Here is a 12,767-nt window from a genome sequence, read left to right as displayed (position 1 = left end):
CGAAAAGGGTTCAGGAGATCCAGCCAGCCACCAGCCCTCGCCCCATCGGCCAGAGTTTTTCGCCGGCGAGCATGCCGAGCAGGCCCACCAGGGCGATGGCCGGGGGTGCGGGGGAACGAAAATCCAGAGCGCCGTAGAGCAGACCGACGCCCAGACCGATGGCCAATGACACGAGGTAGTTCATGGCAGACTCCGGGGCAATTGAGGTATGCGCCAAGTCTAGGGGGCGACGCCTTTGACCATCGGTCAAGTGCTTCTGAATTTCGGCCAAAGCCTGGCTTCGACGAAATCAGTCCTGGCGTTGCGCCGCAGGAAACTGCGAAGGGGCAACGCCCAGCTCACGACGAAACATGTCGCTGAAGCTGCTCGGCGAATATCCCAGCTCCCGGGCAATCGCGCTGACCGGTACGCCCTGGATCAGCTCGGCCACCGCCGTCGCCAATTGCACCTGACGCCGCCACTCGGCGAAGCCCATGCCCAAACCGTCCTTGAACAGCCGCGCCAGGGTGCGCACGCTGGCTCCGGCATTATCCGCATGTTGTTCGAAAGGAATGTCCAGTGATGGCGCGGCCATGACCGCCTGACACAGGTTCATCAGCCGTCGGTCGGAATCGTCCGGCAGCGGAATTTTCAGCAGCGAACGCCTGGCCCGCTTGAGTTCCAGCAGCGCCAGGCTCACCAGCGCGTCGTAATACTCGGGCGCCCCGTCGTTACCCTGCTCCACCAGCCCGACGATCAGCTCGCGCAGCAAGCCGCCGACCTCGATCACCTGAACGCTGTCATCCAGGGTCGCCGCCAGGGACGGCCGCAGGTAGATATTGCGCATTTGCAGGTCCGATACCACACGGATGCCATGCGGCACGCCGGGCGGCAACCACACCGCCCGTTGCGGAGGCACCACCAGCGCCTCATGCGGCGTCTCGACCCACATCACCCCGCTCATCGCATACAGCAACTGGCCCCAGACGTGCTCATGGGGCTCGATGTACAACCCGCGCGGATAGGTGCGGGCCAGCGGTTGCACAGGCACATCGGTGTCACTCAGGTCAGGTGGTGCGGCGAGGGCCATGGTCTATGTTCATTGGGTACGGGAAGGCTCCATGGTAACGAGGCGCCGAACGTGTCGCCAGCAACCGCCGGTATCCGACAATCCGAGTGAATTTTTCTGATGGCGCGCGATCCTTTTATGTACAACAGGGAGGAACCGGGGCTTTATGAACAGTACAAAATTATTCGTCATCGAGTACACCCTCCATGGTGCTCCGAAATCATTCATCATCCGACTGGAAAAAATGGATAACGCAGAAGCCTGGCATTGGGCGAGTTGTGACGCGGGGGTGGGGCGAATCCCCCGATTCGGACGCGAGAAGGTGCAAAAGACCAGCAAGCCGATGGCTGAAAAATTCGGCGTGGAAAACGTCAAGTGGCGGCCGGCGAACTAATATCCGGTAACCATCAGGTTCGGGGGAAGGGATATGAGCGCAACACCCGTCAACAGCCCTGTGCAACTGGACTACGATCTGGACACGCCGAGCGGCCGCATCACCATGAGCACCGAGTGCCGAATCGGACTGGAACAGGTCGAAAATGACCCTTTCTGCTTCGCCATACGCGTCCCGGCGCCACTGCCGGAAGATCTGGAGCAAGCCAAGACCCTGGTGCTGCGGGTCGAAGGGCGGCGCTTGCAAGGCACCGTCCGCCACAGCGAACGCCTGGAAGATGACAGCCTCAGGCTGGAAGTGGAGCCGGACTAGGCTCCACTTTTGCGTATGCCGTGGTTTTCAGTGGGCACACTTGCAGCCTTGGGAGGCGCACTCCTCGCCGTGCTCGTGATGCTTGGCACAGGCTTCACAGCAATAGTGCTTGCCGTGACGCACGATCGGGTGCTCGCCGAGTTTGCAGGAACACTTCGGACAATCGCATATACGCTCAGTCATGGGTTTGACTCCTGTGGGTAGTGGTCGTCGGGGGGAGATGAAAACAACCCGTGCTTTTCAGTGTAGGGGTCGACTGCAACACCGCAACAGCGCGTATCGCGCACTACTTGAGTCCTTGATGAATTATCCGTTTCGCGAGGACTGGGAATGACGCGTAAGAGGCGATGCCACACTGATTATCTTTGTTTCTGGACATCCTTATATACCCGGCCTCCCCCCACTCCGGCCCCCTGCTATTTTTCACCAGCCAATAATCCTCGCCATCTTCGGTGCCATAACCAACAATAAGCACGGCGTAATTCAAATCATTTTCATCGCAATCTTCATCATTCAATACCCCGCCGGAGTATTTTTTAAAGTTGTCGGAAGCGTCAATCGCCGCCGATACCGGCCCTTTGGCTACGGCCTGGCGCAGTGCCTCCTCGTCGCCACGAGGAATATTCGTATAGGTCACCGTATTGGCGGCGACAGCCTTGATCATGCCTGCATCACAGCGTCCCCCGCCGCCTGTGTAAGGATAATATTCTTCTGACTGAATACCGTGTTGCTTGACGTAGTCATAGGTGTAATCCATCAGCCCGCCATCACATCCTTGATTACCTTGCTCACTGCTGCAATCAAGAATCTGCTGCTCGGAAAGCTCGACCAGTCTTTCGGTTTGCAAAAACAATGCGCCCTCCAGGGCACCCACCGCTGAAAAAGCATAACCGGAGCCACAAGTCCCCAATTGCTTGACTCTGGTAACAGCTCCCTGGGTACGCCAGTCCACTGAGCTTGGTATATCCAGAGCCTGTGCCGTCACGGTAACGGCACAGCCGCCAACCAGGATGAAACATGAGAGTTGCCAAAACCTCATACTTAGCCCCTGTTTCTATATGGTTTGCAGTTACCTCGCTATGTCATTGAAATGAAAGACCAATAAGCCAACGGCAACAACTGTCAAATATGACAGTTGTTCAATACTGTTTAGTTATAAAAACCACACCATTTCGCGTTGTTAACCATAACTGTCAAATACGGAACTGCCCGACCAGGCTACCCAGGCGCTGACCGAGGTCGGCCAGGCTGCGAGAGGTTTGCGCGCCGAGTTGGGTTTCGTCGGCGACGCTGTCCACCGCCACGGCAATCTGGTGCACGCTGCGATTGATCTCTTCGGCCACGGCGGTCTGCTCTTCGGCGGCACTGGCGATCTGTGCGTTCATCGAGTTGATGGTCGCGATCAGCTGAGCCATGGTGTCCAGCGAAGCCCCCGCCTCGTTGGCCTGGGCCGAGGTGCCGTCGCCGGCCTCGCTGGAGCGACGCATCGCCTCCACCGCCGACTGGGTGCCGGCCTGCAAACGGTCGATCATGCCCTGGATTTCCTGGGTGCTGATTTGCGTGCGGCTGGCCAGCGCCCGCACTTCATCGGCCACCACCGCAAAGCCGCGCCCGGCCTCGCCGGCGCGGGCGGCTTCGATGGCCGCGTTGAGCGCCAGCAGGTTGGTCTGCTCGGCAATCGAGCGGATCACCCCGAGCACGCTGACAATCGACGACACGTCTTTTTGCAGGCTGTCCAGGGACACGCCGCTGCTGCGGATGTCGTCCACCAGGGCATGGATCTTCTCGATGCTGCCGGCCACAACACGCTTGGCCGCCTGCCCTTCTTCGTCGGTCTGCTGGGCTGCTACCGCGGCGTTCTGCGCGCTCTTGGCCACTTCCTGGGCCGCCGCCGACATTTCGTTGATCGCTGTGGCCACCTGATCGGTTTCGTGACGCTGGCGTTCCATGGCCTGGTCCGAACGGCTGGCCTGGTCGGACACCTGGTTCACCAGTCCGGTCAGTTGCGAGGTCATTTCGGTGATCTGCCGTACCAGGCCGTGGATCTTGTCGACGAAACGGTTGAACGAACCGGCCAGTTCACCGAGCTCGTCCTGACTGGTGATGGTCAGGCGGCGGGTCAGATCGCCTTCGCCCGCCGCGATGTCGTCGAGGTTGGCTTTCATCAGATGCAGCGGACGCAGAATGGTGTTGGCCAACAGCATCCCGGCAGCAGCGATCACCAACAGCACCACGACTGCTACGCCAACGATACTCAGCACCATGCCTTGCATGCGCTCCTGGACCTTGGCTTCGACCACGGCCACTTGTGCTTCGATGCCGTCGAGGTTGACCGCGGTGCCGACTGCCATGTCCCACTTCGGCAGGTATTCGGTGTAGCCGAGCTTGGGCACCAGCACCTGGGTGTTGCCAGGCAATGGCGAGCTGTATTGCAGGTAGTGCGTACCGTCCTTGGCGACTTTCACCAGGTCGCGGTTGACGTAGACACCGTTCGGGTCGCGGTTGTCCTTGAAGCTCTGGCCCACGCCCTCGGGGCTGCTGGCCTTGAACAAGCGCACGGTGTTGGAGTCGTAGCCGAAGAAGTAGCCGTCCTTGCCGTAGGTGATGCTCGACAGCAGCTTGATCACTTGGGCCCGCGCCGCCTCATCGCCGGGGGCAGCGGCGTCGTAGAGCGGTTTGATCGTGGTCATGGCCACGGCCACGTAGCTTTGCAAGGTTGCCTTGGCATCGCTGAGCAGGCGCTCGCGGGTCTGCTCGACTTCCTTGCGCGCCTGATCCTGAAGAATGAACAGCGTGGTCAGGCTGATGACCAGCGCAAACAGCAACACCGGGAGGACGGCAAGGGACAGGACTTTGGCCTTGAGGCTCATGCGCATGACGTTCACTCTTTTGATTTTTTGTTGGCGTGGTTAAAAGCTTTAACGGCACGCCAGGGCAAAAGTTGAACGCAGTCAATCGGAGCAGTGGAGATCCCCTGTGGGAGCGAGCTTGCTCGCGATAGCGGACTGTCAGCCAAATAGATGTTGACTGTTTCACCGCCATCGCGAGCAAGCTCGCTCCCACATTTTGATCCAGGGTAATCAGAAGGGAATTGGTTACAGGACCATCGCCGCCACCCAGCCAAACGCCAGCAACGGCAGGTTGTAATGCAGGAAGGTCGGGACCACGGTGTCCCAGATGTGATGGTGCTGGCCGTCGATGTTCAGACCGGAAGTCGGGCCCAGGGTCGAGTCGGAAGCCGGTGAACCGGCGTCGCCCAGGGCACCGGCCGTGCCGACGATGCACACGATCGCCAACGGGCTGAAGCCCAGTTGCACGCACAGCGGCACGAAGATCGCCGCCAGGATCGGCACGGTGGAGAACGACGAGCCGATGCCCATGGTCACCAGCAACCCCACCAGCAACATCAGCAAGGCGCCAATGCCTTTGCTGTGATCGATGTACGACGCCGACGACTCGACCAGCGTCTGCACCTCACCGGTGGCCTTCATCACTTCGGCAAACCCCGAGGCGGCGATCATGATGAAGCCGATCATCGCCATCATTTTCATGCCTTCGGTGAACAGGTCGTCGGTGTCACGCCATTTGACAATGCCCGACACCGAGAAGATCAGGAAGCCGACCAGCGCACCGATGATCATCGAATCGAGCAACAACTGAATGATGAACGCCGCCGCGATGGCCACGCCGGCCACCATCAGGCTCAGCGGGTTGTATTGCACCGCCACTTGCTCGACCTGTTCGATCTTCGCCAGGTCGTAGACACGCTTCTTGCGGTAGCTGACAAACGCGATCAGCAGGCCCGCCACCATGCCCAGGGCCGGAATGCCCATGGCGTGGGTCACGTTGATGCCGCTGATGTCCACGCCGCTGCGGGCGACGTTGGCCAGCAGGATCTCATTGAGGAAGATGTTGCCGAAGCCCACCGGCAGGAACATGTAGGGCGTGATCAGGCCGAAGGTCATGACGCAGGCGATCAGTCGACGGTCCAGTTGCAGCTTGGTCAGCACATAAAGAAGCGGCGGCACCAGCAACGGAATAAACGCGATATGTATCGGCAAGATGTTCTGCGAGGCGATGGCCACGACCCAGAGCAGGCCAATCAGCAGCCACTTGACCTGGCCACCGCCGCTGGCGTGCTGGCGATCGACCATGGCCAGGGCCTTGTCGGCCAGCGCATGGGCCATGCCGGACTTGGCAATGGCCACGGCGAAAGCACCGAGCAAGGCGTAGGACAACGCCACCGTCGCCCCGCCACCGAGGCCGCTGTTGAAAGCCTTGAGCGTCGCCTCGATTCCCAGGCCACCGGTCAAGCCACCGACCAGCGCACCGACGATCAGGGCGATCACCACATGCACGCGGGACAGGCTGAGGATCAGCATGATGCCGACCGCGGCAATTACTGCATTCATTTCATTACCTCGATACAAACGAAAAGACTCCGTCCGGCAGTCTGCGAAGAGCCACCAGCGGATTAAGGAATGGGTTTTATTAGAGGGCGCGCACTGTGCCGCAGCGTCACCTCCTTGTCAAAGCACCTCGACGCTGTCGATATGTAACGACATGTCATGACCTGTAGGAGCGAGCGAGCTCGCGATGCACCTGAGAGCACCGGGGGGATCAGGTTTCCATCGTCATCGTTGACGACCATCGCGAGCATGCTCGCTCCTACAGGGGGGAAGTGTTTGATAGCCGATAGACGGGATAAAGAAACCAAAATCCCGGCCGTTACAGTGCAAAGTCTCAGATATTTATCGAATAAGGACGTCTCCATGTCGCTCAGACAACTTTCCATTCAATGGAAAATCACCCTGCTGGCCGGGCTGTGCCTGGCGGGCATCGTGACCCTGCTGGTGGGTCTTTCGCTGTACCGCATGGAGCACAGCTCCGAGCTGGTGAAAGCCTCGAGCATGGAGATGCTGACAGAGGCGGCCCAGGCCCGGATCGAGTCCCAGGGCGAAAACCAGGCGCTGGGGATACGCCAGCAGTTCATGGACGCCTATCAGTACGGCCACGGTTTCTCCCGGCAGGTGCTGTTCCTGCGTGACCAGGCCGAGAAGCGCTTTCTCGATGCCTTCGACCTGCGCGAAGACCTGACCCGCCAGGTCAAGTCAGCCCTGCAAGCCAACCCGGACCTGCTCGGCCTGTCCCTGGTGTTCGAACCCAATGGGCTGGACGGCAAGGACGAACTGTTCGCCGGTCAGGCCGAGCTTGGCAGCAACGACAAGGGTCGTTTCGCCCTCTACTGGTCGCAGCCGACGCCGGGCAAGGTAACGTCCATGGCGCTGCCGGAAAAGGACATGGCCGACACCAGCACCGGCCCCAGCGGCGAAGCGGCCAACGCCTGGTTCACCTGTCCGCGCACCACGCTCAAGCCGTGCGTGATCGAACCTTACTTCTATGAGATCGACGGTCAGAACGTGCTGATGACCAGTATCGTTTTCCCGCTGATGGTCAACGGCAAGGTGATCGCCTCGCTGTCCGTGGACATCAACCTCAACAGCCTGCAAGCGGTCAGCCTGGGCGCGAGCAAGAAGCTCTATGACGGCCAGACCAGCGTCAGCATCATCAGCCCGGCCGGCCTGCTCGCCGGCTACAGCCCGGACGCCGGCAAACTCAGCCAGCGCCTGGACGCCGTGGATAAGGCCAATGGCGCCGAACTGCTGCGCATGCTCGCCGCCAGCAGCAAAACCGCCAGCCTGCACAGCCATCAGCAACTGAAAGTGCTGGCACCCTTCCAGCCGATTCCCGACGGTAAATCCTGGGGCGTGCTGCTCGACGTGCCGGAGAAAGTCCTGGTCGGCCCCGCCGAAGCCCTGAAAAAGCAACTCGATGACAGCAACACCGCCGGTACCCTGGTCGAGCTCGGCCTGGGGGTGCTCGCCGCGCTGCTCGGTCTGCTGCTGGTGTGGCTGATGGCCCGCAGCGTCACCCGACCGATCCTCGGCGTGGCGCACATGCTCGAAGACATCGCCAGCGGCGAAGGTGACCTCACCCGCCGCCTGGCCTACGACAAGCAGGATGAACTGGGCCAGTTGGCCGGATGGTTCAACCGTTTCCTCGACAAGCTGCAACCGATCATTGCCGAAGTGAAGCGCTCGGTGCAGGACGCCCGCAGCACCGCGGATCAGTCGTCCGCCATCGCCGCACAAACCAGCGCCGGCATGGAGCAGCAGTACCGCCAGGTGGACCAGGTGGCGACCGCCTCCCACGAAATGAGCGCCACCGCCCAGGACGTCGCCCGCAGCGCCGCGCAGGCGGCCCACGCCGCCCGCGATGCCGATCAGGCAACCCGTCAGGGCCTGACCGTGATCGACCGCACCACCGCCAGCATCGACAACCTCGCCGCCGACATGAGCACGGCCATGGTTCAGGTCGAAGGTCTGGCCGCCAACAGCGAGAAGATCGGCACCGTACTGGAAGTGATCCGTGCGATTGCCGAGCAGACCAACCTGCTGGCCCTCAACGCCGCGATCGAAGCGGCCCGTGCCGGTGAGGCCGGGCGCGGGTTTGCCGTGGTGGCCGATGAAGTGCGCAACCTGGCCCGGCGTACCCAGGAGTCCGTGGAAGAAACCCGTCTGGTGATCGAGCAACTGCAAAACGGCACCCAGGAGGTGGTGGGTTCGATGAACAACAGCCATCGTCAGGCCCAGGGCAGTGTCGAGCAGGTTGGCCAGGCCGTGACGGCGCTGCGCCAGATCGGTGACGCGGTGACCGTGATCAACGACATGAATATGCAGATCGCCAGTGCCGCCGAAGAGCAAAGCGCGGTGGCCGAGGAGATCAACAACAACGTGGCGACCATCCGCGACGTGACCGAGTCGCTGTCGGGCCAGGCCAATGAATCGGCGCGGGTCAGCCAGTCGCTCAATAGCCTGGCGAACCAGCAGCAGAGCCTGATGGATCAGTTCCGCGTTTAAACCCTGCTGGCCGAACAAAATACCTGTGGGAGCGAGCTTGCTCGCTCCCACATTTATTCTTCCGTGCTGCTCAATCAAATGATGGCAAGTGGATATCTGCCGCATGCCGATTATGCTTCATGGAACCTTGCAGCGCCTTCGGGCGTCAATCTGAATGCAAGCCACGTAATCCAATGACTTCAGCCCCAGGGCCTGGGTACGGTAAGTGTTGGTGGGAACTCCGGCCTACAACAAAAGCAAGACGGAGAATACTCATGGCAGCAATCGACAATGCAACCACGGGCAGCGCGCCCCATCACGGGCTCACCAAGGAGGAACGCAAGGTCATTTTTGCCTCGTCCCTGGGCACCGTGTTCGAATGGTATGACTTCTACCTGTACGGCTCCCTCGCGGCGATCATCGCCAAGCACTTCTTCGCCGGTGTCAACGAAACGACGTCCTTCATCTTCGCCCTGCTCGCCTTTGCCGCCGGCTTCGCCGTGCGGCCCTTCGGCGCCATCGTGTTCGGCCGGTTGGGCGACATGATCGGGCGCAAGCACACGTTCCTCATCACCATCGTGATCATGGGTATTTCCACGGCCGTGGTGGGTTTGCTGCCCGGCTATGCGACCATCGGCGTCGCCGCGCCGATCATCCTGATCAGCCTGCGCCTGTTGCAAGGCCTGGCGCTGGGCGGTGAGTACGGCGGCGCAGCGACCTACGTGGCCGAACATGCCCCCAAGGGCAAACGCGGCTACTTCACCTCGTGGATTCAGACCACCGCAACCCTCGGCCTGTTTCTGTCACTGCTGGTGATCCTCGCCTGCCGTACCGCGCTGGGCACTGAAGCCTTCGAAGCCTGGGGCTGGCGGATTCCGTTCCTGCTGTCGATCCTGCTGCTGATTATCTCGGTGTACATCCGCTTGCAGCTCAACGAGTCGCCGGTGTTTGTGAAAATGAAGGCCGAAGGCAAGTCTTCCAAGGCGCCGCTGACTGAATCTTTCGCACGCTGGGAGAACCTGAAGATCGTGATCATGGCCCTGCTCGGCGGCACCGCCGGCCAGGCCGTGGTCTGGTACACCGGGCAATTCTATGCGCTGTTCTTCCTGTTGCAGACGCTGAAGATCGAACCGCAAACCGCGAACCTGCTGATTGCCGGCTCCCTGTTGATCGGCACGCCGTTCTTCGTCATTTTCGGCAGCCTGTCCGACCGTATCGGGCGCAAGGGCATCATCATGGCGGGCTGTATCATCGCGGCACTGACTTACTTCCCGATCTTCCACGCGCTGACCCAATACGGTAACCCCGACGTGTTCATCGCGCAGGAGAAGAATCCGGTCACGGTCGTCGCCAATCCCGCCCAGTGTTCGTTCCAGTTCGACCCGGTGGGCAAGGCCAAATTCACCAGTTCCTGTGACTTGGCCAAGACCGTGCTGGCCAAAAGGGCCATCCCTTACAAGAACGCGGACGCCGAGCCGGGCGCCGTTGCGCAGGTGCGCATTGGCGATAAAGTGATCGAGAGCTTCGAGGGTACTGGCATGCCGGCCGCCGACTTCAAGGCCAGGAACGACGCCTTTGCCGCCACCCTCGCCACCGCCCTCAAGGACGCCGGCTACCCCGAAAAGGCCGACCCGGCCAAGACCAACTACCCGATGGTGTTGCTACTGCTGACGATCCTGGTGATCTACGTGACCATGGTCTACGGGCCGATTGCCGCCTGGCTGGTGGAACTGTTCCCGGCACGCATTCGCTACACCTCGATGTCGCTTCCCTACCACATCGGCAATGGCTGGTTTGGTGGCTTCCTGCCGACGGTGGCGTTCGCCATGGTGGCGGCCACGGGGGATATCTACTACGGGCTGTGGTATCCGATTGTCATCGCGGTGATGACGGCGGTGCTGGGTATTTTCTTCATGCCGGAAACCAAGGATCGGGAGATTCATCACACATAAACCTGACACCTCACCCTGTGGAACCGGGTGTACTCATAATCGGCGGCCATGAAAAACCACTGTGGGAGCGAGCTTGCTCCGGGCGGCGATCCGACGATAGCGTCAGCACATTCAACATCAATGTGTCAGACAGATTGCCATCGCGAGCAAGCTCGCTCCCACAGGGTTCCTGGTGTGACTTCAAGTATGTTTAGGCAACTCGATGACGACCTTCAGCCCGCCCCATTCGCTTTCCAGCAACGACAGTTTGCCACCCCAGCTATCGACAATGTCGCGCACGATGCCCAGCCCCAAACCATGCCCATGGGTTTGCTCATCCAGCCGCGTTCCTCGGCCGAACACCTGATCGCGACGCTCTTCGGGAATGCCCGGGCCGTCATCTTCCACGTTGAGTTCAAAGCCCTCTGCAGTCTCGGCCACACTCAGGCGAACCTCGGCATCCGCCCACTTGCAGGCGTTATCCAGCAGATTGCCCAACAGTTCCAGCAGGTCTTCGCGATCCCGGGGCAATTGCAGGCCGGTGGGTGCGCGGTAGCTCAGCGCCAGGTGTTCGCCATGGATCATGTTCAGGGTGGCCAGCAACCCGGGGAGTTGCGCATCGCAATCAAACAGTGCGCCCGGCAACGCATCGCCGGACAACCGCGCACGATTGAGTTCCCGATTGAGCCGTTGCTGGACTTGCTCCAGTTGCTCCTTGAGGACCTTGCGCAATTGCGGGTGCGCGTCGAGTTGCTCGCTTGAAGCCAGGCTCAACAGCACCGCCAGCGGAGTTTTCAAGGCGTGGCCGAGGTTGCCCAGGGCATTGCGTGAGCGCTTGAGGCTGTCCTCGGTATGGGCCAGCAAATGGTTGATCTGCGCCACCAGTGGTTCCAGTTCCACCGGCACCTGATCATCGAGTTGCGAACGCTGGCCCTGCTGAAGCTGCGCAATCTGCTCGCGGGCCTGCTCCAGCGGACGCAAGGCCCGGCGCACGGTAATCCGTTGCAGCAGCAGAATCAGCAGCAGCGCCGTCAAACCGAGGCCAAACCCGAGCTGTTGCATGCGCCGGAAGCTTTCGCGAATTGGCGTGTAGTCCTCGGCGACGCTGATGGAGATCGGCAACCCCGAACGTCGATAGTCCGTACGCAGCACCAGTAACTGTTGCCCTTCCGGACCCAGTTGCAAGTTGCCATGCAGGCCGGGGTGATCGAGCACCGGCAGTTCCTGATCCCATAAAGAACGGGAACGCCAATGACCGTCGGCGAAATCGATGCGGAAATAATGCCCGGAGAACGGCCGTTGATAAGCCGGTGACAGGCGTCGCTCATCCAGTTGCAAGCCTTGCGGCCCGCGCACCAGTGCCGCCAGCAGGTTCTCGCTGTCATTGCGCAACCCGGCTTCGAGGTAGCGCTGCAACCCCAATTCGAACAGCCACAGGCTGGTTTGCGCCAGCACCAGGCCAACGACCACCATCACGCTGATCAGGCCCAGGCTCAAGCGGCGCTGGATCGATCTCACCGGGTTTGCCCGCCGAACAGATAACCCTGGCCGCGACGGGTTTCAATCACACTTTTGCCGAGCTTGCGGCGCAAGTGGTTGACGTGGACTTCCAGCACATTGGAATCGCGCTCGGTTTCACCGTCGTAGAGGTGTTCGGCGAGGTGGCTTTTGGAGAGGATCTGCTCGGGGTGCAGCATGAAATAACGCAACAGGCGAAACTCCGCGGCGGTCAGTTGAATGTCCGCGCCGTCGCGCACAACGCACTGGCGACCTTCGTCCAGATGCAACCCGGCAGCCTTGAGCGTTGGCTGGTTGACCTGGCCATGGGAGCGGCGCAATAACGCCTGGATGCGCAAAAACAACTCTTCGGGATGGAATGGTTTGGTCAGGTAGTCGTCGGCGCCGGCCTTGAGGCCTTCGATGCGTTCGGCCCAGGAGTCTCGGGCCGTCAGGATCAGCACCGGCGTGGCCAGCCCCGCCGCGCGCCATTGCGCCAGCACCTCAAGCCCCGGCACGCCGGGCAAACCGAGGTCGAGGATGATCAGGTCGTAAGGCTCGGTGCTGCCCTGATGTACCGCATCGCGACCATCGGCCAGCCAGTCCACCGCATACCCCTGGCGATTGAGGCCGGCCAGCAGTTCGTCGGCCAGGGGCACATGGTCTTCCACCAGGAGCAAACGCAT

12 protein-coding genes and 1 pseudogene are annotated in these 12,767 nt (G+C 60.9%); 5 read left to right on the top strand and 8 right to left on the bottom strand.

Annotated elements, in window-relative coordinates:
• Positions 1-10 precede the first annotated feature (10 nt).
• Both AC1Q6Y_RS25910 and AC1Q6Y_RS25905 read right to left on the bottom strand, forming a co-directional pair.
• Entirely contained in the window at positions 11-184 is a 174-nt protein-coding gene (locus tag AC1Q6Y_RS25910) for a DUF1427 family protein (RefSeq protein ID WP_079246732.1), read from the bottom strand.
• A gap of 105 nt (positions 185-289) precedes the next feature.
• Positions 290-1,069: an AraC family transcriptional regulator gene (locus tag AC1Q6Y_RS25905; protein ID WP_489338936.1), complete on the bottom strand. Its 780-nt coding sequence runs from the start codon at positions 1,067-1,069 to the stop codon at positions 290-292.
• Between the two features lie 145 nt (positions 1,070-1,214).
• Here AC1Q6Y_RS25905 and AC1Q6Y_RS25900 point away from each other — a divergent pair, with 145 nt between their 5' ends.
• The gene (locus AC1Q6Y_RS25900) at positions 1,215-1,442 is read left to right on the top strand and encodes a DUF6555 family protein (RefSeq protein ID WP_492625446.1); all 228 of its coding nucleotides are present in this window, start codon (positions 1,215-1,217) and stop codon (positions 1,440-1,442) included.
• Between the two features lie 33 nt (positions 1,443-1,475).
• Positions 1,476-1,754 (top strand): hypothetical protein, encoded by a 279-nt coding sequence (locus AC1Q6Y_RS25895; protein ID WP_349735436.1) that lies wholly within the window; start codon positions 1,476-1,478, stop codon positions 1,752-1,754.
• Positions 1,755-1,781: 27 nt separating this feature from the next.
• Here AC1Q6Y_RS25895 and AC1Q6Y_RS25890 read toward each other — a convergent pair whose 3' ends face one another.
• From AC1Q6Y_RS25890 to AC1Q6Y_RS25875, 4 genes are all read right to left on the bottom strand, one after another.
• The gene (locus AC1Q6Y_RS25890; protein ID WP_079246731.1) at positions 1,782-1,937 is read right to left on the bottom strand and encodes a metallothionein; all 156 of its coding nucleotides are present in this window, start codon (positions 1,935-1,937) and stop codon (positions 1,782-1,784) included.
• Between the two features lie 103 nt (positions 1,938-2,040).
• Positions 2,041-2,793 carry a C1 family peptidase gene (locus tag AC1Q6Y_RS25885; RefSeq protein ID WP_090456813.1) on the bottom strand — a complete coding sequence of 251 codons (753 nt, stop codon included), beginning with the start codon at positions 2,791-2,793 and terminating at the stop codon, positions 2,041-2,043.
• A 154-nt stretch (positions 2,794-2,947) separates the two neighbouring features.
• Complete coding sequence (gene ctpM / locus AC1Q6Y_RS25880) at positions 2,948-4,624, bottom strand: methyl-accepting chemotaxis protein CtpM (RefSeq protein ID WP_492625478.1); 1,677 nt, start codon at positions 4,622-4,624, stop codon at positions 2,948-2,950.
• Positions 4,625-4,849: 225 nt separating this feature from the next.
• Complete coding sequence (locus AC1Q6Y_RS25875) at positions 4,850-6,166, bottom strand: Na+/H+ antiporter family protein (RefSeq protein WP_056722503.1); 1,317 nt, start codon at positions 6,164-6,166, stop codon at positions 4,850-4,852.
• 156 nt (positions 6,167-6,322) lie between these two features.
• On the opposite strand from AC1Q6Y_RS25875, the pseudogene AC1Q6Y_RS25870 reads away from it, so the two are divergent.
• The 3 genes and pseudogenes from AC1Q6Y_RS25870 to AC1Q6Y_RS25860 all read left to right on the top strand — a co-directional run.
• Positions 6,323-7,816: pseudogene (locus AC1Q6Y_RS25870) on the top strand (methyl-accepting chemotaxis protein); the annotation flags it as partial.
• Between the two features lie 102 nt (positions 7,817-7,918).
• Complete coding sequence (locus AC1Q6Y_RS25865) at positions 7,919-8,674, top strand: methyl-accepting chemotaxis protein (protein WP_492625477.1); 756 nt, start codon at positions 7,919-7,921, stop codon at positions 8,672-8,674.
• A gap of 254 nt (positions 8,675-8,928) precedes the next feature.
• Entirely contained in the window at positions 8,929-10,605 is a 1,677-nt protein-coding gene (locus AC1Q6Y_RS25860; protein WP_492625445.1) for an MFS transporter, read from the top strand.
• Positions 10,606-10,785: 180 nt separating this feature from the next.
• On the opposite strand, the gene AC1Q6Y_RS25855 is transcribed toward AC1Q6Y_RS25860, so the two are convergent.
• Both AC1Q6Y_RS25855 and AC1Q6Y_RS25850 read right to left on the bottom strand, forming a co-directional pair.
• Positions 10,786-12,102 (bottom strand): sensor histidine kinase, encoded by a 1,317-nt coding sequence (locus AC1Q6Y_RS25855; RefSeq protein ID WP_492625444.1) that lies wholly within the window; start codon positions 12,100-12,102, stop codon positions 10,786-10,788.
• A complete protein-coding gene (locus AC1Q6Y_RS25850; protein ID WP_429522291.1) occupies positions 12,099-12,767 on the bottom strand; it encodes a response regulator transcription factor in 669 nt (222 codons plus the stop codon). The genes AC1Q6Y_RS25855 and AC1Q6Y_RS25850 overlap by 4 nt, the downstream gene beginning before the upstream one ends.

The organism is Pseudomonas sp. GW823-FHT06E10 (genome assembly GCF_058794995.1).
Note: the sequence above shows the minus strand (reverse complement) of the source record. Positions and strands in the feature narration are given on the sequence as shown.